Consider the following 21876-nt stretch of genomic DNA (forward strand, 5'->3'; position numbering starts at 1 on the left):
GTTTAGCGGAGATGCTAAAGCATCTACTATGGGACTTGACGCTCCTAAGCCTAGCCTAAAAGGCTCAACCGGAGTATTTGAAGCAGGCTATAAATACGATAGCAAAAACCTTATCTTTAGCCTAGGAGGCAAGGGCTACGTAGGCAAAACAAGAGGTGCGGCTATCAATGCAGGGTTTGAGATTATGTTTTAAATTTTTATAGATGCGTAAGCCCTAGCTTGCACATCTATAAAATTTCAGATCCTATACTTAATTTCAGGGGCGGGAGATTTCTCGCCCCTTTTTAAATTTAGATGCTACGCATATGATCCCGTTTGCGGCGCATAAAGAGACCATCGATCTTGCAATGCAAAACGGGATAAATTTAGTAGCTCTGCTCTTATGCGATAATGATCTTATTAAACGCGCCGTATCCGCCCGCACAAAATTTTACGGCAAGCGCCACAAGACAATTCATAAAATTCTACGCTTTCTATGCCACTTTAAAATTCCTCAATAAGAAAGAATTTAGGCTCAATTCGCAGAGGAATTTCATAGTCTGCCTTATTTTTAAAGAACTGGCGTAATCTTAGGTTCTTTTACCAAAGCTAAAAAAGCTTGTCAAAGCAGCAATACCATCATTATTGGCTTTATTGCTAAGGCCGGTGCCTTTTATTTATATCCTACGCTTTATATTTTAAAAGTGAAGCTACGAAATTTCGAAGTAAAAGTGAAATTATATAAGAAAGATCCCGCAAAACCTAAAATTATAAAATTTTAAAACTGCTTGTCTTAGAATTTATAAGCAAAATTTCGCAAGGCCTAAATTTCTAAAATTTTAAAATTCCATGTCTTAGAATTTCAAATTTCAACTTACGCTTCTCATTAAGATTTAGGCTAAATTTAAATTTTAGACAATGAAATTTTAAAATTCTGCGCCTAAATCTTGCCTGCGAATTTTAAAATTACCCAGCGCAGTTTCGATCGTTCGCTTCAAAGATGCGACCTGTTATAAAAATAAAGCCTACTCTACGCAAAACAAGTCTTGGCGCGCTTTGCTTTAGCTACACAAAGCCTTAAATTTAAACCTTGACGGCAGGTAAATCTAACTGCTCGCGATTATAGAATTTTAAGCGGTATTCATAGCGTTGCAAACCCTACCTTTCTTATAATTTTATAGTTTGGTAAACGGGTTATACAAACGAACGGTCTATAAGTTTAAGATCTACTTTTTCGCAATTTGATACTAATAGAAAATATTTGATATCTCGTTAAGCTATGGGTTTGAGCCTATTTTTTCGTGATTTTATAGAGTAAATTTCCAATGCTTTGGATTATCTGCACGAGCACGATCAGGATTACGACGGTATATGCCATTATATCGGGGCGGAAGCGCTGAAAGCCATAGCGGATCGCCACGTCGCCGAGCCCGCCGCCGCCGACCGTGCCTGCCATCGCCGTAAATCCGATGATGACGATGAGCGTGAGCGTAATCGCACCGATGATACTAGGCAGCGCCTCGACGAACATCACTCGAAAGATTATCTGCGTCTTGCTCGCGCCGAAGCTCTTCGCCGCCTCGATCACGCCGCTATCGACCTCCAGCAGAGCGCTTTCGATGAGCCGCGCGATAAAAGGTGCCGAGCCGATAGTAAGCGGTACGATCGCTGCGGTGGTGCCGATGCTCGTGCCCACAAGAAGCTTCGTAAGCGGAAAGAGCACGATCAGCAAAATTATAAACGGGAAGCTTCGCAGCGTGTTTATCACGACGTCCAGCACGGCGTAAACGATGCGGTTTTCGCAAAGTCCGCCGCGGCGCGTAAGGATAAGCACGATCGCAAGCACGAGCCCCAAAATAAACGCCAAAGCCGTGCTTACGAAGGTCATATACAGCGTCTCCAGCGTCGCGTTTAGTAGCAGCTTCGGAATCACTCCGCTAAAAAAATTTTGTATCCATTCTATCATTTATATCCTTTCAATTTGCGCCCTTTTGCGCTATATCGAGCTTTTTTGCCACTTTAAAATTTTTGAAATTTTAAAATTTCGCTGCAGCAAATTTTTCGCCTTAAAATTTTAACCCTCGCATGGCGATAAATTTTATAAAATTTTATCGCTTCGAGCCAGTAAATTTAGATGAAATTCCATCTAAATTTAACGCGCGACCTAAAACCAAAGCTATAAATTTTAAAATTTCAAATCCGCGCCAAGTTTCGCCCCGCGCCCTCACAAAATTTCAAATTTCTTAAATAGTTCGGGCTCATCCTGCACGATGCCGCGCTCTATGAGGCTTGCTACGACTTCGCGGCTACAGAGCGTCTCCTGCGGCCACCGGCGCGTATAGCCCTCCCACTCGTGCTTGCTCGTAGCATCGATGCAGATACGATCATTCTGCGCCACAAACACGTCGCGCAGCGCATCGATACTATTTACGATGCGCCAAACGCTCATATAGAGGTTGCTCGCGTCGTTTCTCGCATCGGTAAAAATCAAAATTTTAAAATGCTCGCTAAATTTCAAAATCCGCCGCCAGCTCCGCTCTACGAGCTCTTTTTTGTCTATGTTTATCAACACGAGCGGGTTTTTCGTATCGCAAAAGTGCTGCTTAAGCGCCAAAATAGCGGACTCCTCGCTTTGAAATTTCGCTAGCAGCTCCTCATCGCTTAAAATTTGCGGCGCCTGCGAGCTTAAATCAACCGTCACATCGATACCGAGCTTGCCGCCGAAGCAGGAGTTCGGGCTTGCGTGATCGAGCTGATCGCACACACCCTCGCTAAAAACGAGGCTGCGCGCGCCTATGCGGTTTAGGACATACTTCGTAAGCGCTTCATACTCATCTAAACTCGGCGCGTCCTGCGGCACGAAAACGGCGTGTTTGACGAAGCTCATCTGCCCCACGCCCCAAAACGCGTGCATGATTTGTTTGGCAGCAGCTGGGTAGCGCACGGCGATCTTAGCCAAAATCAAATTGTGAAATACGCCGTTTTCGGGCATTTTATAATCGATCAGATCGGGCGCGCTCGTGCGAAACAGCGGCAAAAAGATCCGCTCGGTCGCGTACCCCATAAATTTATCCTCAAGCGGCGGCTTGCCGACGACGGTGGCGTGAAATACGGGCGCGCGCTTGTGCGTGATCGCGCTAACCTCCATCACCGGGAATGGCTCTACCGGCGTGTAATATCCGGTATGATCGCCGAAAGGCCCCTCCGGCTCGCTTACTGCGGGATCTACAAAGCCCTCGATCACGTAGTCCGCATCGGCGGGAACGTAAATTTCATTCGTAAGCGATTTTACGAGACGAGCGGGGCTGCGACGGATGAAGCCGTAAAGCAGCAGCTCAAAAATCCCCTTCGGCAGCGGTGCCTGTCCGCACCAGATATAGAGCGGATCGCCGCCGATCGCCACGGATACGGGCATCTTGCGCCCCGCTTTGCGGTATTCGTCAAAAAAGCCAGCGCCGTCTTTGTGTATCTGCCAGTGTATCCCCAAGCGGTCGCGCCCGTAAATTTGCAGGCGGTACATGCCGAGATTTTGCGTTTGCGAGTTCAGATCCTTCGTATAAACCTGCCCCATCGTGATGAACGCGCCGCCATCATTCTCCCAGGTCTTAAGCACAGGAAGCTCGCCCAAATCGACATCGGCGCCCAGATGCGCGACCTGCTGGCACTCGCCGCGACCGCTAAGGCGCTTTACAAAAATTTTACGCAGTGAGATTAAGTGCGCTAAAAAATCAAGCTTTTCGCCGAAGCTTTGCGGACGTTTCGGCTTTAGCAGACTCTCAATCTCGGCGACGATCTCGTCAGGTTCGCGACCGAGGATTAAATTTAACGCCTCGAAGGAGCCGAAAATATTGGTTAGCACCGGCGGCATCCGTTTGCCCTGCGCGTTTTGCACGTTCGTAAAAAGCAGCGCCTGCGAGCGCTCTTTCTTGACCTCGATGTAGCTTGCGTGCGCGATCTCAAGCTCCGTGCCGATCTGCTCCTTTACCTCGCGCAATAGCCCGTTTTCGTAAAGCCTCTTTATCCAAAAATTTCCGTTTAAAATTTCATCAAAGCTCTGCATCCGCTGCCTTTAAAAAAATAGATTTTTTTCTTGCGGTTTTTGATTTAGAAGCTGCAAGATCGCGCTCTTCTCCGCAAAAACCAGCGCGTAGTGAAACTCGGGCAGACTCTTTAGCGCGCTTAGCTTATTGAAGCGAAAGTCGATCTTAGTGCCGTCTAGGCGATCCTCCCAGCTGGCGCAGACGATAATTTTTTCGCGGAATTTTGCCCGCAAAAACTCCGCCTCGCGCGCAAAAAGCCCAGGATCGCTCTCGGCGATAAAGGCGCGGTAGCTTCCGCCAAGCGAACTGACGTTAAAAAATCTATCCACAAAAATCGGCTCGAAATGTCCGAATGCGCTTAAGTTTTGAAATTTAAAGGGTATGTTTTTGCGCGAGAGATACTCGATCACGCCGCATAGCTCGGGTAAAAACAGCTGCGGAAAGATTAAGTTTGAGTAATAAAGCCCGCCAAAAACGAAGCTGTTATAAAATATCGAGCCGCCGTAAAGCAGCCTAAAATCGTCGCTCGCAGGAACCCGGACGGGCGAGATACCGAGGCTTTGCAGAAGATCGCCGTCGGTGGTAAAGTAGGTATTTTTCTCTTTGGCATTCAGCAGGCTGATGAAAAGCTCGCCCTTGCTGCGCGGCGCAAACATCAAATTTTTCGGCACGCTCGTGTAGCGCAGGATCTCGCTTTGCACTTCGTTTATCAGCACGAAGCCGTGACGCCACGTCTCACCCAGAAATTTTATCAGTCGCACTAGCGCCGAGCATAAATTTTCGACCTTGATAAAGGCGATCTCGTCGTTAAGCGGCTTGAAATTGTTATCGAAAATGATCGCGTACGCGCCGTTATCGATCGCGGTGCGCACGTCACGCTCGTTTGCGCCAAGTGCTATGAAAGCACCCTTTTTCGCGACCTTTGCGGGTTCGATCGCAAAGCTCTCGACAGCGGAGATCGCGGGATTATTTAGCATCGTTCCGTTTACGATACGGGTTAAATTTAATAAATTTACCATTACGACTTCCCTGCGGCGGAGCTTTTGGCGGACGCGCTCTTTGAGGCGCGGCGCGGCTGCTTTGCGGTAGATGCGAAGGTTGCGCCGGACGCGGCGGCGTCTTTTGCGGCGATTACGGCAGGTGCGGCAGTATTTTTTACGATGCGGCGAGATTTTGCGCTCCGAGAGGCATTTTTAGCCGCTGCCGATTTTACGCTAGCTGCGGAAATTTTATTTTGCGCTGCGTTTTTTACGGACGCGGATTTTGCGACAGATACAGAAGCTGTGCCTACTGCGATACTTTTAGCGGTCGATGCAGGTTTTGCGACAGATGCGGGTTTTTTAGCGAGCGGAGATCTTTTTGCGGGCGCACTTTTTGTCGCTGCGTTTTTTTTAGCAGAGGCGCTTTTGGAAAGCAAGGCGTCTTTTTTGACATTCGCGCTAGAAACATCTGCCGTGCGCTTTCTGTGCGGCGCGGCGTTTGTATTAGAATTCTCGCCATCCGCGCTTGCGCGCTTTTTCGAGCGCTCATCCGCAAGCTTATCGGTGCGCGAAAATGAGCGCACGACCGCGCGCGCGCCGAGTTTTGCACATTTTAAAGCGGCGGACTTCGACAGCTCGCGAATTCCGAATGTTAAAATTTTACGCGCCGCAAATTTCAAAACTACGGGCGCACCGAGCTTCAGCGCTAAGAGTGCCGCGCATACAAGCCCGCCCGCGCCGATCTTTGCGGCAAGTGAGGAGTTGCGGCAAAGCTTTAAAATTTTATCCGAAGCGGCGCTTTTTTGCGCGCAGAGCCCAGCCGCACCGCAGATAGCGAGCTTCGAAGCCTTGCGCGCTAGAGCCTTCATCGCTAACCTACGATCGCGCCGTTTTTTACGGGCGCGAGAGTGCTAAGCAGCGTAAGGCTGCCGTCCTCGGCGCTTAAAATCATACCCTCGCTGCTATATTTAAAAATTTTAGCGGGTTTTAAATTTGCCAGCACGCAGATCTGCTTGCCGACAAGCGCGGCGGGATCGTAAAATTTCGCGATACCGCTTATGATTTGACGCGGCTTCTCCTCGCCCAAATCGATCATAAATCGCAGTAGCTTCTCGCTGCCCTCAATGTTTTCGCACTCCAAAATCATGCCGACTTTTATAACGCACTTTTTAAAATCGTCGATTTTAATTTGCGCTTCAGGTGCCGCGCCTTTGGCTTCTTGCGCCGTAGCGCTTGAACCGGAGGCGTTCGCGTTTAAGCTTAGCGCGCCTTTTGCCGCGGCATCTGCGCCCGAACAGCTTGTAGAATTTACAGCGCCATCCAGTCTATCGTAGTCCGCCTTCGGCATCAGCTCGTGATCGATCTTGGTAAAAAGCGGCTCGCACGGCTTAGCCTTAAAATCTAAAATTTCGCCGCGAATCACTAGCTTTTCATAAAGCGACGTGGATATTTCAAAGCCTAGCGTGTCTGCGATACGTGCCGCCGTCTTCGGCATCGCAGGGCTTAGCAGCACGGCAACTTTAGCCAAAATATTTGCGACCAATGCGACGAGAGCCAACGCCTTAGCCTGCTCGCCGTTTTTCATCAAATTCCACGGCTCGTATTTCGCGATCGAAGCGTTCGCAAGAGCAAGCGCCCTCCAAAGCTCCTCCAAGTATCTATTGGTAGCGACCTCTTCAAGCGCGCTAAGTGCGGCGCTTAGATAGGAGTTTGCTTCCTCTATCTCGGCGGTGAAAAATTTCATCACGTCTTTGGAATTTATGACGTAATCCGAGTATTTTGCGCTCATGCCGACGATGCGGCTGAGCAGATTTCCAAGCTCGTTGGCAAGCTCGGAATTTATGCGGTTGATGATCGCTTTTTGCGAAAAATCGCCGTCTTGGCCGAACGGCACCTCGCGCAACAAGAAATAGCGAAATTGCTCCAGCCCGTAGGCGTTTGCGACCTCGCGCGGATCCACGACGTTGCCCAGGCTCTTGCTCATCTTTTTGCCGTCGCGCGTCCACCAGCCGTGAGCTGCGATGCTGCGTGGCATATTTAGTCCCAGGCTCATCAAAAACGCAGGCCAATAAACGGCGTGAAAGCGCAAAATGTCCTTGCCTACGATATGCAGCGCGTCGCTCCAATACTCCATCCGCTCGCCGCCCGCGCAAAATCCAAGCGAGCTGAGATAATCCATCAGCGCGTCCAGCCATACGTAAATCACGTGCTTCGAATCGTTCAGCTCGGGCGGAATTTTAATACCCCAATCAAAACCCGTTCTCGTGATCGAAAGATCTTTTAGTCCGCTTTTTACGAAGCTTACGACCTCGTTTTTTTTGCCTAGAGGAAGGATGCACTTTTCATCCTCGTACCATTTCAAAAGCCGCTCTGCGTAGGTGCTAAGCCTGAAAAAATAGCTCTCCTCTTTTAAAATTTTAGTCTTTTTGCCGCAGTCGGGGCAATACTCGCCGTCGATTAGCTGAGCGGAAGGGAAAAAACTCTCGCAGCTTACGCAGTAGTTGCCCTCGTATTCGCCCTTATAAATGTCGCCCTTTTCATACATCTTGCGAAATACGTTTTGCACCGCCGCCTCATGCGCGGCATCGGTAGTGCGCGAAAACATATCGTAGCTGATGTCAAACTCGTCCCACAGGTCTTTAAATTTAGCGCTCACGCCGTCTGCGTACTGCTTTGGGCTCTGAGCATGTTTGGCCGCGGCCTCCTCGATCTTTTGGCCGTGCTCGTCGGTGCCCGTTTTAAAAAACACCTCGTGCCCTTGCAGGCGGTAAAATCTAGCCATCGTATCGGCGATGATCGTCGTGTATGCGTGACCGATGTGCGGGACGTCGTTTACGTAATAAATCGGCGTCATTATGTATTTTTTCATTATTCTCCTTAAGCGTTTCTACCGTAATTTTATTGCAATGCTGAACCGGTATTGGAAGCCAAAGTATAATTTACATATCCGGTCTCGGGCTGGATAAAAATATCGGCGATCTCGCCCGCGGCGTTAGTAAGTCTGATAACGCATGGATTTTGTCCTACAAAAAGCTTATCATATGGCACGTTAGAGTTCGCTACCTGCCCCATAGGACGCCCATAAGAATCAAAGACTATAGTTTGATTTGCCCGGTCTCCACAATTAGTAAATTCGACATTTCTAATATCGTAGGTTTTGCTTAAATTCAGCTTCTTATTGATTCTTTCGGCATTTCTATTCATCGCCTGATTTTGAAAGCCGGCACTCAAAATTTTATTTGGATTTTGTGGATCCGTAGCAAAATCGACTCTTGATAGATCAGACAGATCCGCACTGCCGTTAGGATTACCGCTCATAGTGCTATCATAATACACCGTGTAAGTCCAGCCCTCCGCACTTCCTTTGGCGTTGGTATAACTAAATTGAATTCTCCAAAGTTTTTTAAACCAATCCGGGTCATTAGGATCGAATTTGTTATCATTCATCGCAAGCTGCTGCGTGTAACGAATATGAGCAGCTACTTGATCTGCCGCCTCCACAAGGCTATTTCGATTGATTTGAGGCACCGCCACCGCCGCTAGAATTCCAACCACCACGATGATGAAAATCAGCTCTATCATAGTAAATGCTTTTTTCATAATTTTTACCTTTCATAAAAATTTTGTTTATATTTTAACATAAAATTTCGCAATTCGCACGCCTCGCTTGTAAATATCTATATTTTGTATCGAATTTTTATGATCCGAGACATATTCCGGCTTATCCGCATAGATAAAAGCGCTATCCCCGCTAGGCAGTCCGTAAAATTTCAGGCGCAGGCAGAGCCTCTCGTCTTCGCAGCTTACGCTTTTTACGCCGCGATCTTTTAGCTCGCTCGTAAGCTGTTTGGCTACGTCAAATTTATAGATAAAATGCCGCTGCGGTTTGTTTGCGAACATCGCCTCATACATCACATCGCTAAAAATCACTGCAAAATAGCTCACCGCTAAGCTTACCAGCGCCACACCCACGGCGATCTTGTGAAAGGTGCGAAATTTGGGCAATCTAACGCGGTACGAATTAAACAAAACCCGAATGATCAGAGGCGTAGCGATAACGCAATACGGCAGCATCATCTCAAGCGGCACGCGCTGTCTTAGCGAAAAAAGCATCGTCAGACAAAGCGCGCTCGTAGCGATGAACCAAAGCAGGCTCTTTTCCTCTTTGATCCAAATTCTATAGATAGTGTAGATGAAAAATAAAAACACTAAAGGTGAAAACGCGCCCGCAAAAACGCCCACGGTGTCTAAAAAATACCCTCTCGGCTTGCCTTCCGAGCTTATGTCATAAAAGATTACGCTGAAACTAAATAACGCTATGCAAAGCAGCAAAAGCTCCTTTTTGCGCGTATAAAGAGCCCAAATTCCAAAGCCCACGTAGAGCATAAAAAATGCACGATCAATCAGGGCGCAAGCGGACAGCAGCACGAAAAGCGCGATATTGTATTCGCTCTTTGCAAAATAGATCGCTAGCAGCGTGAAAAAAACGATAATGCCCGCCGGATTTAGTAAAATCGCGCTACTCATAGACGCAGGAAGCGCCATAAATAGCGCCGTAGCGACCACTCTATCGAAGCGGCGCTTTAGAATAAATTTTGAAATTTTATAGATCATCGCGGCGTTTGCGAAGTGGATCAAAATAAACGGCACGCGCAAGGCGTAGTCGTTGCGCCCGAAAATTTCGCAGCTTAAATTTGCGATTAGCGAAACGAGGGATTTTTTATCGTAAAAAATTTCAGCCTCGTAGTAGCTGATGCTTAAATTTGAGATCGCATAAAGCAAAAATATGCCCTGAAACAGGCACATTATAGAGATTACGAAAATTTCGTTTTGATAAAGCTTCTTCACTCTCATCCTTGCTGCGGGCGCTTTAGATTTACGGCTAAATTCTACGGCCGAAATTTCATAAAATTTAAGCTGCCGAATCCTTTAAAATTTAGCCGCTGAATTTAACCGCGCGCCGCTTCATTCCTCTATCGTATAATTTTCCCAAAAGAAATTTATCCACTCATCCGTTTTTGAAATTTTAAAATCGGGTTGGATGAGCGCCTTGGGTTTGTAAAAAATCACCGCCGTTTTAAGCTCTATTTGCGGAAATTTCTCCAGCAGCACGCGCTTGATCTCGACCATGCTGTCGCCACTGTCGATGATATCGTCCACCAGCAGCACGCGCTTGTAAAGCTCCAGATCGGGCACGTTGAAAACGTCGATGGTATCGAGCTTTTTGGTGTCCGCGTAATGGATGGAATTTATCGAAAATATCGTCCGCATATCAAGCGCATTGGCTAGCGCGTGACCGAATGTGAGCCCACCTCTAGCGATCGCCACGATTGCATCGGGCATAAATTCGTCCCTAACCTGCTTTGCTATAACTCTTGCGTCGCGATCCATCTCGTCAAAACTATAAAATCTCATATCTTTCCTTAAAATTTAATGCATTAAAAATACTAAAACGCTAATCGCGCCAAGCGTCAAAACGCCGAAATTTAAATCTTTTATCCTCCGCTGAGCGAGTCTAACTACGATATAAGCGATAAAGCCGAAGCTTAAGCCATTGGTGATCGAGTAGGTAAAAGGCATCAAAAACACTATGAAAAACGCAGGGATTAAAATTCCAGCGTCGCTATAATCGATCTTACCAAGCTCGCTAAACATCAAAACCCCGACCATTACGAGGATCGGATAGATTGCATTTGCGGGGATTGCCTTAAATAGCGGCAACATAAACAGCGTCAGCACAAAAAATATAGCGCAAAATACCGCAGTAAGCCCCGTGCGGCCGCCCGCCTCCACGCCGCTGGCGCTCTCGGCAAATGCAGTGACCGTGCTCGTTCCTATAACGGCGCCTGCGACGCTTCCTATCGCATCGGAGGTTAAATTTCTAGATAGTTTTTTCATGCCGTCTTTGCTATTTTCTCCAAAAAGCCCCGCGCGGTTTCCTACGCCGGTGAGAGTGCCGATGCTATCGAATAGATGCGTGACGAAAAATGTGATTATAAAAGGCACGAACGCAAGCTTCAGCGCTCCGGGGATATCCAGCTTAGCAAATATCGGCGTTATGCCGCTTGGCGCGCTTACTATGCCATGCGGTGCGGGCGAAATTCCAGCCACCCACGCAACGCACGAAGTAATCAAAATGCTTAAGATAAACGCCGCCTTGATTCTAAGCACGAAGAGCACCAGCACGACCGCTAAGCCTAAAATTCCAAGCAAAACGTTTAGATCTTTTAAATTTCCTAAAGTTACTAGCGTCGCCTGACTAGGCGCGATGACGCCCATCTGTTTAAGTCCGATGAAGCAGATAAAAGCGCCGATACCCGCGCTTATGGCGCGACGCAGATCAAGTGGGATAGATTTAATAACCCAAACGCGAAAATTGGTAAACGAAAGCACGGTAAAAAGCGTCCCGCTTATCGCTACGATGCCAAGTGCACTCTGCCACGGCATCTTAGCATCCACGCACAACGCAAAGGTAAAATACGCATTTAGCCCCATGCCGACGCTAAGCGCAACGGGGGTATTTGCAAAGAGCCCGTTAAATAGCGTCGCGATTATCGTAATAAGCGCGGTTGCCGTAACCAGCGCATCAAACGGCATACCTGCGATGCTCATAATGTTAGCGTTTACCGGCACGATGTAAATCATCGCCAAAAACGTAGTAAGCCCTGCGATAAGCTCCTGCCTTACCGACGTTTTTGCCGCGGCGAGATGAAAGAATTTCTCCACTTGCTCCTCCTTTAGAATTTATTCGTAAATTTCGATCTGATTATACAAGCTATCGCGCTCGACCGGCACAAAGCCTGCGGTGCTGATCATATCGATAAAATCGCGCTTGCTCTGCCCTTTTTTGCTGCCGGCGCCGGCGCTGCTTTGAATGCTTTCGTTTTCAATCGTGCCGTCAAGATCGTCCGCGCCGAAATCCTGCGCTACAAGAGCCAAGCTTAGCGTCGAGGTCGCCCAATACGCCTTGATATGCGCGACGTTGTCGAGTAAAATTCTACTAATCGCGATCGTTTTTAAAATTTCAACCGAGCCCAAAAAGCCCTTCACGTCTAGGTAGTTGTTCTCGCGCTGATACACGAGCGGGATGAAGGCGTTGAAACCGCCGCCGTTAGTGCGAGAGCGGCTCTCATCTTGCAGCGCGCGGATGCGCAAGATGTGATCGATGCGGTGAGCGCGGCTTTCGATATGTCCAAAGAGCATCGTGGCGTTGCTCTGGCGCCCGCGCGCATGCCACAGCGAGTGGATTTGCAGCCACTGCTCGCTTGAGACCTTGCCTTTGCAAATTTTATCGCGCACGTCCTCGTCAAAAATTTCGGCGCCGCCCCCCGGCATCGAATCCACGCCGCTTTGCATCATCAGCTCTATCGTCTCCTCGTAGCTCATCTTCCACTTTCGCCGCCAGTAATCGACCTCCGCCGCGGTCATCGCCTTGATGTGCAGAAGCGGATATTTTTGCTTTATCGCTTTGAAAATTCCCAAATATTGCTGCGGCGTAACGAATGGATTGTGCGAGCTTACGATATGAATCTCCTTCGTGCCACGCGCCACCGTCTCGTCCACGATACGCATGATCTCATCATCGCTCATCGTGTAAGCGTTTTCGTTCTTGCGGTGCGCCGAAAATGCGCAAAATTTACAGGTATCTGCGCATAAATTCGAAGGATTTATATGACGATTTGCGTTGAAATAGACGTTTTTGCCGTTTTTTTCTTTGCGAATAGCAAAGGCGAATTTGCCCAGATCGAAAAGATCTAAATCCCATAATTTCACGCCGTCTTCGTAATTTAATCTCTCGCCGCTTTGTAGTTTTTCTAAAATTTCCATCGATTTCCCAAGCCAAATTTTGTGCTAATTATATAATTTTTTGCTTACAAAACGGATAAGCGGACTAAATTTAGAGCCGAATTTCGTTAATTTAAAATAGCGTAGTAAAATGGGCGCCAAATTTTAAATAAGGAAAGCAAAATGTGTGGAATCGTAGGCTACATAGGAAACGCCGAAAAGAAAAAAATCATAATAAACGGACTGAAAGAACTCGAGTATCGCGGATACGACAGCGCTGGGCTTGCCGTGATGGATGAGAGTGCGAATATAAAGTATTTCAAAGCAGTCGGCAAGCTTAATAATCTCGAAGAAAAGATGAAAGATTTCACTTCGCAAGGCTTTGGCGTTGCGATCGGGCATACTCGCTGGGCGACGCACGGAAAGCCCACCGAGCTTAACGCGCATCCGCATTTTGGGGATTTTAGCTTCGTCGTGCATAACGGCATCATCGAAAACTACATCGAGCTAAAGGACGAGCTCGAAGCGGACGGCGTGAAATTTTTAAGCCAGACCGATACAGAAGTAATCGTGCATCTTTTTGAAAAAAATTTCAAGGCTAGTAACGACGCATTTAAGGCATATGAAGCCACAATTAAACGGCTAAAAGGCGCATACGCAACGCTTTTAATCACGAAGGCAGCACCCGGCGAAATTTTCTTTGCTAAAAACGCGGCTCCGCTGATCGTCGCAAAAAACGATAAAAACGAAATTTTCTTTAGCTCCTCAGACGCCCCCCTCATCGGGCTTGCGAATACGGCTGCGTATCTGGATGATCAAATTTACGGCGTTGCAAAGCTTGGGCAAATCGACGTTTTTAAAAACTCTAAACCGCATAATTGCGCCTTTAGCGAGCTTCCGAAAGATAAAGGCTATGCGCAAAAAGAGGGCTTTAGATTTTTTATGGAAAAAGAAATTTACGAGCAAGCGCAAGTCGTAACCGAAGCGATGATGGGGCGCGTAATAAAGGGCGGCAAGATAAAATTTGACGAGCTTGATGCGGCGATGTTTGAGGGCATCGACGAGGTAGTCTTATGCGCCTGCGGTACAAGCTATCACGCCGCACTCGTAAGTTCGTATCTTTTCGAGCGCATCGCTAAAATCCGCACGAAAGTGGAAGTTGCTAGTGAATTCCGCTACAAGGAGCCGTTTTTGAATAAAAACGCCCTTTTCATCGTTATTTCGCAAAGCGGAGAGACCGCCGATACCTTAGAGGCGCTACATATCGCTAAAAAAGCCGGTCTTAGAACGCTTGCGATCTGCAACGTCGATAACAGCTCGATCGTGCGCATGGCAGGCAGCGTTATCCTCACCCGCGCAGGCATCGAAAAGGGCGTAGCCTCTACGAAAGCTTTTGCGACGCAGGTTATGGTGCTATGGATGTTTGTGGTGTATCTTGCAAATCTGCGCGAAGTCATCTCGGCGCGCACGAATTCCGCTGAAATTTCGGCGATGCTTCATATCCCGCAAATTTTAAAGATCAAAGACGGCTTGCAGGATAAAATTTACCGCATGAGTAAGCACTATCTGCACGGACACGGCTTTTTCTTTATCGGGCGCGATATTTTCTATCCGCTCGCTCTTGAGGGCGCGCTCAAGCTCAAAGAGATCTCCTATCTGCACGCGGAAGGCTATCCAAGCGGCGAGATGAAGCACGGACCTATCGCTCTTGCCGATTCTAATCTCTTTACGGTTGCGCTGATGCCAAAGCATTTGCTCTACGAAAAAACGAAAAGCAATGTCGAAGAGCTTGCCGCGCGCGATGCGTATATTTTAGCTATCAGCCCGGAAGAGCCCGAGATCGCGGATGATTTTATCAAAACGAGCGAGCAAAGCCACGCGATGAGCGAGTTTTTTGAGATGATGATAATTTTACAAATTCTAGCTCTTGAGATCTCCGTCAGACTTGGCAACGACGTGGATATGCCGCGAAATTTAGCCAAAAGTGTCACCGTAGAATAATCATTTTTTAAGTTCATTTTGACTAATATTTCTCATTAAAAAATCGGGGAATGTTAGTATATGAGACTTATCGGATTTATCAGAGGTGAAAATGTCATAGTCGCCACAGGCGGGGTCGAGTATAGCTACGAAATGCTTGGCGAACGCGATCCTAGCCTAACCGACGGCGATGAGGTAAGCTTCGACACGCTAGCATCCAGCGCGATAAATATAAAGCGCGTCGAGGGCTCTAAATCCAAAGACCGCGTAGCGCAAAAAGTAGCCCCACAGCCAAAAGAATCTGCAAAGCAAAACGATGAAATTTTTGGCGATAAGAATTCTGCAGAAAATAATATATCAGAAGTACCTTCCTTTCAAAGTTCTACCGAAAATATTGCAAACGATATATCTGCCGTAAAAGAAACGAAGGTCGCAAAAAAATTTAAGAATTTTAAATTTAACCGCAAAGCTAGGCCTATGAGTGCAAAGAAACCGAAATTCTTTGGATTTGAGTTCGTCCAAACAGACGATCTGCGCACTACACAAAGCGTCGAGAGTAAAATTTATACTTCATCCATCCGTAAGGAAGGGCTTAAATCCATAATCCTGCCCATAGTGCCGATAGTCATCATTTTGATATTCCGCTCGCAAATCGCAAGCATATTTCTATCTTTTTCGCAGATCGAAGCTTATGTCAATCAAGATACGGTTTATATGGTGATGGATCTGCTGATTTTCCTCAGTTTTGCGCTATTTTATCTGCTGCCGCTTAACCGCGCGATAAACCTACTCTCCATAGCGACACACGATCAATACCCGATGCGTCAAATGGCGAATTACAACGTCTTTATCATCCTGTGCGTCATCTCTACGATCCTGCAGGATAAGAGCCTGGGGCTGGATGAGTTCGAGCAAATTTTCATCTGCGGCGTGATCGGATTTGGGCTCATTTCGTTTTATTATAAGTTCAAGGCGTTTGCGTTTATGTTTTTCAAAACCGCAGGCTCAATCCTATTTGCCCCCGCGCTGCTTGTGGAGCTCGTAGCTATTATTTTCATCGGCATCGGCGACCGTTATACTGGCGCGTCGATGAAATTTATGGAGCTTACGGGGCTATTTTTTGCGAGCACGGCGTGGAGATACATCATAATTTTTATCGTTATGTCGCCGCTTTATTTCCTTGGATTTTGCATGCTAAGGCGGATCAAAAAATAAATTCTACAAAATTTTGCTGCAAATCTCGCTATGATAAAATTTTACTACGATAGAATTCCACTCAAAATTTCATCGCAAAATTTAGCACGAAGACAGAATTTAGCGGAAATTTGAACTTTACCAAAGTAAAATTCTACCGCATTAAAATTTTATCGCAATAAAATTCCGCAATTGTAGGCGCAGATCGCACGCCCTAAAGCAATATATGTCTTTTATACGCGTAACGCACGGCTTACAAAAATACACCAATACTTCGAATTTCGATGCAATGCCCCCTATTTGACAAAAGCCATAGCAATTTTACATCGCATCTGTAAAATCCTACCATTAAAATCCATCTTTAAATCTCGCGCGCTCAGCGCATATCAACTCAGAATTTTATCCACGCAACTTAGCGCAAAGCTTCAAAACTAAATTTTATCTCATATTCTACGGCGAAATTCCAAGACATAGCTCTATCATAATAAAATTTTGCCAAAATAAAACTCTAATTGATGCCAAAGCCTAAGCGCGGATTTAAATCAAATTTAAAGTTATGGGCTCTGCACTCCGCAGCTCTTAAAATTTCACTGCCCAAATTTTGTCGCGTTTAAATTTAGCTGCCCGCACGCCGTATAAAATTTCGTCAGTCGCCGCGGCTGAATTTAACTATCGCACTAAATTCCGCGCCCTCGCCTGCTGAAATTTAATCTTGCGCCCCGCTTCGTGCGGCGTAGAATTCCCGCCTAAACTCTGCAAACTGCCCGCGCATTATCGCCTCTCTCATATCCGCAGCAAGGCGCAGGTAATAGTGCAGGTTGTGAATACTAGCCAGGCGATAAAAGCTAAGCTCTCGCGCGCGAAATAGATGATTTAGGTAGCCGCGGCTGAAGCGCTTGCACGTGTAGCAGTCGCAGTGCGGATCGATCGGATCGTGATCGCTGATAAAGCCCGCGTTTTTGATGCCGATCTTGCCGAAGCTCGTAAATAGCGTGCCGTTGCGGGCATTGCGCGTAGGCATCACGCAGTCGAACATATCCACGCCGCGAGCGACGTTTTCGACGAGATCCTCGGGCGTGCCGACCCCCATCAAATATCGTGGGCGCGCCGCATCGACGTATGGCATCATGGCCTCTACCGTGTCGTACATCAGCTCGTTTTTCTCGCCCACGCTGAGCCCTCCGATCGCAAGCCCATCAAAGCTCATCTCGCACAGCGCTTCGGCGCAAAATTTGCGCGCCTGCGAGTCGGCGCCGCCTTGGATGATACCGAAGATGTTTTGATGCGCGTGCAGGCCGCGAGATTTCATGGCCTCGTGATAATCTATCGCCTCGCGAGCCCATTTTATCGTGCGCACGACGCTTAGATCGATACGCTTTTTAAGCCGCGATCTATCATCGCTGCTAAGCGCGCCCGGCTCGCGCGGCAGCTCCACCAAATCGTCTAAAATCATCATAATATCGGAGTTTAACTCATACTGCGTATCGAGCACCGAGCGCGGCGTGAAATAATGCGTGCTGCCGTCGATGTGGCTTTTAAATTTTATACCGCCCTCGTCGTTTTTAGTGTTTGCGCGCAAGCTAAACGCCTGAAAGCCGCCGCTGTCGGTCAAAAATGAGCGAGGAAATTTCGTAAATCCGTGCAGCCCGCCGAACTCCGCCACTACCCGTGAGCCCGGGCGCAGATACATGTGATAGGTATTAGCAAGGATGATCTGCGCGCCCAGGAGCTGCTCTACGTCCGTCGCATCGAGCGCCTTGACCGCGCCCACGGTGCCGACCGGCATAAAAACGGGGGTACGGATCGTGCTGTGCGCCGTGCGGATCGTGCAGGCGCGCGCCGCGCCGTCCGCGGCGTCTATTTGAAAATCCATCTTGATCCTTTAAATTTAGCTCTTGCGCGCACTCGGCGCAAAATTTTAAAAAGCGATTGTAGCGAAATTTAAATTTGCGGCAGGTAAAGGCGAGTAAAAAATTTAAAGGATATTATGAAGCGTTTGCGAATTAAAATTTAAGTAGCAGAGCCACCGCAACTGCGAAATGTAAAATTTACTGGCTTCTTTTATAATTAAAATTTAATCGAACGTTGCGAATTTAGCGAGCGCGGCGGTATTAGATCACGGCGCGCTTAATATTATAAATTTAAAGATGTACCGAGATAAAATTTCACGGACTTATGAAGCAAATTTTATAGCTATAACGCTACCATTAAATTTCTCCGCACCGCATGAGTCGGCAGCGCCCTTTAAATTTGAAACTTCGCTCTTTTCATCGCGCGCGCTAGAAAATCCGCTAAATTTATGACCATTACGGCCGCACAGCTGTTTTTCGCACGGCACGCCGTCGCCGTCGCCATCGGTGTGCTGAGTACCACCTTCCTGAGCCCTGCCACACTCTCGCAGATACCGCGTCGCCTCTTCGCAGCTGCTAAACTGCGAGCAATAGGTCTTGGCGTTGCAATCAAGCCCCAAAGCAAGACTAGCCAATACCGAAAACAATAAAACTAATTTCATCGTCTTTCCTTAAAATTTTGATGGAATTGTATGGATAAATAGATAAATAATTAATAAAGTAGTAAATTTAGCCGCAAACGGCGTAAATTTCACCGCTTACGACGTTTTATTCGGCGGCTGCGTCTAAAGAAATTTAGCGGCTTTAGAGTTTTATCTTTGCACTTTCAAAAGCCGCGACGCGCTATGCCGCTAGGCGCTTTTGCGCACGCGAGGCTTTCTTTTCGCGGGAGCACTTTTTGCAGGCGAGCTTTTGCCGTCCGGCAGATTTTCCAAAGCTAAATTTGCTACGGATCTCTTTCTGCCCCTGCTCTTTGCTTTTCTATTTTGCAAAAACTCGCTGTACGGCGAGCCGTAAAGGCTAGCGTGCCAGATCGCGCTTGCCAGCATCACTGCACCCGAAACTTTATGCAGCTGCGACATGCGCGAGTTCATATTTAGCGCGGTTAGAGCCGTGATACCCATACTCACTCCCAGCGTCACTTTAGCCGCTTTGCGCTGAAAATTTAGATCCAAAATTTTATCTTCAATGCTCAAATTTTACCCCTTTGATAGAATTCAGTAGTAGTCCTATCGTCGTGCCATTATGCAGCAGCGCCGTAGCTACGGGACTTAGCGTGCCGAAGGTCGCCAAAAATAAAATGATCGAATTTATCCCCACGGTGGCGTTGAAATTTCGATTTACGAGCCGCAGCGTGTCGTTAGCTAGTGCCTTTACCTGCGCGACGCCCTCGATATCGTTTTTTAAAAGCCCGATCTGCGCGGAAGCCTTGGCGATCTCGGCGCCGTTTAGCATGCTGATGCCGATATCCGCCTTCATCAGGCTCGGCGCATCGTTTATGCCGTCGCCCACGAAGACCACCTTCCGCCCCTCGGCTTTTAATTGCTCTAAAATTTCAGTCTTTTGCGTAGGCAGCAGCTCGCCATAATAGCGATCTACGCCGAGCTTTTTGGCTACGGCGCGGGCTTTTGATTTCACGTCGCCGCTTAGCATGACGATCTGCCCTACGCCAAGCTCGCGAAGCCTAGCGATGACGGCGCGAGCGTTTGCGCGCACCTCGTCCCTAAGTCCGATGAGCCCCAAAAGTCTGCCGTCAAATGCGATGTAAAGCAGCGCGAGCCCCTTTTGCATCGCAAGATCGATGGTCTGCTCATGCGCCGCAAACGAGATCATCTCGTCGTCTTCGAGGAAGTGGCGCGAGCCGATGATGAGCTTTTTGCCCTCGATGCTTGTTTTAACGCCGTGAGCGACGACGAATTCCACCTCGTCGTGGTGTTTGTGGATAAAGCCGTGCTTTTTAGCCGCATCCACGATCGCCTCGGCCACGGGATGAAAGTAATGCTCCTCGGCGCTTGCGGTTAAATTTAAAATATCGTTTTTGCTAAAGCGCTCGTCAAACGATATGATCTCGGCGACCTCCAGGTTGCCGTACGTAAGCGTGCCCGTCTTATCGAATACGAAGGTGTCGGCGCTCGCAAGCGACTCAAGAGCCTTGGCGCCTTTGATTAAAATCCCGTTTTTGCCCGCCTTTGAGATGCTTGATTTAAAAGCAACCGGCGTAGGCAGCTTAAGCGCGCACGAGTAATCCGCCTGTAGCACCGAAGCTACGCTCATAAAATTTCGATTTATCAGATAGGACACGCCCGCAAGCCCGAAGGTTACCGGAACGAGCTTGTCGGCTAAGTGAGTCGTATGCATGCCGATGCTGGAGCGCTCGTTAAGAGATGCCGTGATGTAATGCTTGATGCGCTGCGTGGAGGTGTTTTCGCCGACGTTTTCTGCCCAGATACGGATCCTGCCCTCCTCCACGATCGTGCCGCTTAGCACGCTATCGCCGCGAGATTTTTTCACCGCGACCGATTCGCCCGTCATATTAGCTTGATTTATCATCGCTTCGCCGCTTACGACGTGCCCATCCACGGCTATGATATCGCCTGCACCCACGACTACGATATCGCCTACTTTTAGCTTAGAAGTGGCGATTTTGACTTCGGTTTTTTTGCCGTTTTGATCTATCTCGACCCACGCCTCGGTGATGTCTGGGCGAGCGAGCTCGCGGATTAGATCGTCACTTTTATAAACGGTGCTCTCCTCCATATATTCGCCAAGAGCAAGCATAGCGTTGGTGCTGTTTGCGGCAAATACATCGCCGCGAGCGAGCGAAATCCCCACAGCAGCAGCCTCCAAGCCCTTTGAAGTAAGCCCGTGACGAAAGCTTTCTTTAATGCCCTCTTTTAAGATAGGCATGCACGCTACGATGCTAAATGCGCGCGCTAAAGGCGAAGTGCGAAAGATTAAATTCCCTCCCAACGCAAGAAGCGCTAAAATAAAGTCGTTTTTGCTCGGTAAATTTTTATGGCTAGCGGGGATAATTGATTTTAGCTCGCTTAAATTTAAATCTTCAAGTTGCTTTAGAATTCCCGCCTTATTTGCACCCGCGTCAAGCCTAAGGATCAAAGAGCCAATTTTAGCGTTAAATCTAGCTTCAGTTACGCACTCAAGCCTCGCAGCAGCTTTTTGCAGCGCGCTCGTATCGAGCCCTTTAAAGCCCGCGACCTTTATGCGTAGTCTAGTTTTAGTCTCATGTAAAATTTTAAAATTTTGCATCGACTACTCTTGCATCTCTGCCTTGGCGTCTTCAAAGCGTTCCTTCATCTCTTCAACGCCCATCTGAAACATCTCGGTACCCTTTGCAATGAGCTTAAAAAGCTTTTTTTGCGCGTTTTCGTCGGTTAGAAAATAGGTCGCCGCGGCCCCCAGAACGATACCTGTGATAAATGAGTTGCTACCAAATAAGCCGTTCGCGTTTTGCCTACCACCCAAGGAATTAAAAATTCCACCGGAAGTGGAATTTTGCGAGCCCTGAGTAGAATTTACGTCGCTTGAGCTTTGAGCAGCGGAATCTTTATTATCCGAATTATTGCTGGAAGCAGAGCTATTAAAAGGTGCGGAATTTACCCGCTCATTTATCCATTTTGCCCAACCGCCGAGCTTATCATCGCCAGTAAAGCCTCCCGCAGAGCCGCTAGAATATTTATTGCCACCAAAATCGTAATCGTCTAGAATTTCTTTCAAATCTTTTTTTGTGATATACGGATTACTCATTGCCTACCTTAAGAATAAAATTTCTACCCGCAATGAGCGCGCCTACGCATACTGCGACGCCTGCCGCTGCGCGTAGATACTCGCCTTGTACGAGTTTATTTGCGCTGTAAATCGCGCCGCCGCCGATGATACCGCCGCTTAGCGCAATATCTAGCGCATCGCGAATCGCTTTAGATTTGCTTTTGCCTTCTTTAGCTTTAACGAGCTCTACGGCGCAACCGCCGATCGCCCCCGCTATAGCACCGCTTAAAACGTGATCCAGCGGCGAACGCTGTGTCGTAAGTGATCTATTCATTTAGGCCT

Annotated in this window: 19 protein-coding genes; 3 read left to right on the forward strand and 16 right to left on the reverse strand. The window is 47.8% G+C overall.

All coding sequences use genetic code 11. The annotated features are described in order from the left end of the window. The coding region (locus Q0238_RS08100) for a hypothetical protein (RefSeq protein WP_297944888.1) at positions 1 to 193 on the forward strand (193 nt) is incomplete at its 5' end. Between the two features lie 1077 nt (positions 194 to 1270). Here Q0238_RS08100 and Q0238_RS08105 read toward each other — a convergent pair. From Q0238_RS08105 to mqnE, 10 genes are all read right to left on the reverse strand, one after another. Continuing rightward, the gene (locus Q0238_RS08105) at positions 1271 to 1945 is read right to left on the reverse strand and encodes a methionine ABC transporter permease (RefSeq protein WP_297944892.1); all 675 of its coding nucleotides are present in this window, start codon (positions 1943 to 1945) and stop codon (positions 1271 to 1273) included. A 258-nt stretch (positions 1946 to 2203) separates the two neighbouring features. Continuing rightward, on the reverse strand, positions 2204 to 4039 hold the full coding sequence (locus tag Q0238_RS08110; RefSeq protein WP_297944895.1) for a menaquinone biosynthesis decarboxylase: 1836 nt from the start codon (positions 4037 to 4039) through the stop codon (positions 2204 to 2206). Between the two features lie 9 nt (positions 4040 to 4048). Then, positions 4049 to 5038, reverse strand: a complete 990-nt coding sequence (locus Q0238_RS08115; protein ID WP_297944898.1) for a hypothetical protein — start codon at positions 5036 to 5038, stop codon at positions 4049 to 4051. Next, entirely contained in the window at positions 5038 to 5868 is an 831-nt protein-coding gene (locus tag Q0238_RS08120) for a hypothetical protein (RefSeq protein WP_297944901.1), read from the reverse strand. The genes Q0238_RS08115 and Q0238_RS08120 overlap by 1 nt, the downstream gene beginning before the upstream one ends. A gap of 2 nt (positions 5869 to 5870) precedes the next feature. Then, complete coding sequence (metG, locus tag Q0238_RS08125; protein WP_297944903.1) at positions 5871 to 7868, reverse strand: methionine--tRNA ligase; 1998 nt, start codon at positions 7866 to 7868, stop codon at positions 5871 to 5873. 29 nt (positions 7869 to 7897) lie between these two features. Then, positions 7898 to 8599 carry a type II secretion system protein gene (locus tag Q0238_RS08130; RefSeq protein WP_297944906.1) on the reverse strand — a complete coding sequence of 234 codons (702 nt, stop codon included), beginning with the start codon at positions 8597 to 8599 and terminating at the stop codon, positions 7898 to 7900. Positions 8600 to 8626: 27 nt separating this feature from the next. Then, complete coding sequence (locus Q0238_RS08135) at positions 8627 to 9853, reverse strand: hypothetical protein (RefSeq protein ID WP_297944908.1); 1227 nt, start codon at positions 9851 to 9853, stop codon at positions 8627 to 8629. 111 nt (positions 9854 to 9964) lie between these two features. After that, positions 9965 to 10414: a phosphoribosyltransferase family protein gene (locus tag Q0238_RS08140; RefSeq protein ID WP_005871628.1), complete on the reverse strand. Its 450-nt coding sequence runs from the start codon at positions 10412 to 10414 to the stop codon at positions 9965 to 9967. Between the two features lie 15 nt (positions 10415 to 10429). After that, complete coding sequence (locus tag Q0238_RS08145) at positions 10430 to 11725, reverse strand: NCS2 family permease (protein ID WP_297944911.1); 1296 nt, start codon at positions 11723 to 11725, stop codon at positions 10430 to 10432. 18 nt (positions 11726 to 11743) lie between these two features. Next, positions 11744 to 12826, reverse strand: a complete 1083-nt coding sequence (mqnE, locus tag Q0238_RS08150) for an aminofutalosine synthase MqnE (protein ID WP_297944913.1) — start codon at positions 12824 to 12826, stop codon at positions 11744 to 11746. Between the two features lie 141 nt (positions 12827 to 12967). Here mqnE and glmS point away from each other — a divergent pair, with 141 nt between their 5' ends. Together glmS and Q0238_RS08160 are read left to right on the forward strand one after the other, a co-directional pair. After that, positions 12968 to 14785 carry a glutamine--fructose-6-phosphate transaminase (isomerizing) gene (gene glmS / locus Q0238_RS08155; protein WP_297944916.1) on the forward strand — a complete coding sequence of 606 codons (1818 nt, stop codon included), beginning with the start codon at positions 12968 to 12970 and terminating at the stop codon, positions 14783 to 14785. Positions 14786 to 14845: 60 nt separating this feature from the next. Next, positions 14846 to 15979, forward strand: a complete 1134-nt coding sequence (locus tag Q0238_RS08160; protein ID WP_297944919.1) for a hypothetical protein — start codon at positions 14846 to 14848, stop codon at positions 15977 to 15979. A 685-nt stretch (positions 15980 to 16664) separates the two neighbouring features. Here Q0238_RS08160 and tgt read toward each other — a convergent pair. From tgt to Q0238_RS08190, 6 genes are all read right to left on the reverse strand, one after another. Then, entirely contained in the window at positions 16665 to 17831 is a 1167-nt protein-coding gene (gene tgt / locus Q0238_RS08165) for a tRNA guanosine(34) transglycosylase Tgt (protein WP_297944922.1), read from the reverse strand. 300 nt (positions 17832 to 18131) lie between these two features. Next, on the reverse strand, positions 18132 to 18470 hold the full coding sequence (locus Q0238_RS08170; protein WP_177386691.1) for an excalibur calcium-binding domain-containing protein: 339 nt from the start codon (positions 18468 to 18470) through the stop codon (positions 18132 to 18134). Between the two features lie 189 nt (positions 18471 to 18659). Continuing rightward, the gene (locus Q0238_RS08175) at positions 18660 to 19004 is read right to left on the reverse strand and encodes a hypothetical protein (protein WP_297944926.1); all 345 of its coding nucleotides are present in this window, start codon (positions 19002 to 19004) and stop codon (positions 18660 to 18662) included. Further along, entirely contained in the window at positions 18994 to 21075 is a 2082-nt protein-coding gene (locus Q0238_RS08180; RefSeq protein ID WP_297944929.1) for a heavy metal translocating P-type ATPase, read from the reverse strand. Before Q0238_RS08180 ends, Q0238_RS08175 begins: the two co-directional genes overlap by 11 nt. Before the next feature lie 3 nt (positions 21076 to 21078). After that, the gene (locus Q0238_RS08185) at positions 21079 to 21573 is read right to left on the reverse strand and encodes a hypothetical protein (RefSeq protein ID WP_297944932.1); all 495 of its coding nucleotides are present in this window, start codon (positions 21571 to 21573) and stop codon (positions 21079 to 21081) included. Beyond that, on the reverse strand, positions 21566 to 21868 hold the full coding sequence (locus tag Q0238_RS08190; RefSeq protein ID WP_177386687.1) for a Cys/Met metabolism pyridoxal-phosphate-dependent enzyme: 303 nt from the start codon (positions 21866 to 21868) through the stop codon (positions 21566 to 21568). Before Q0238_RS08190 ends, Q0238_RS08185 begins: the two co-directional genes overlap by 8 nt. Positions 21869 to 21876: the final 8 nt, after the last annotated feature.

Origin of the sequence: uncultured Campylobacter sp. (genome assembly GCF_938045775.1) — a bacterium.
GTDB lineage: Bacteria > Campylobacterota > Campylobacteria > Campylobacterales > Campylobacteraceae > Campylobacter_B.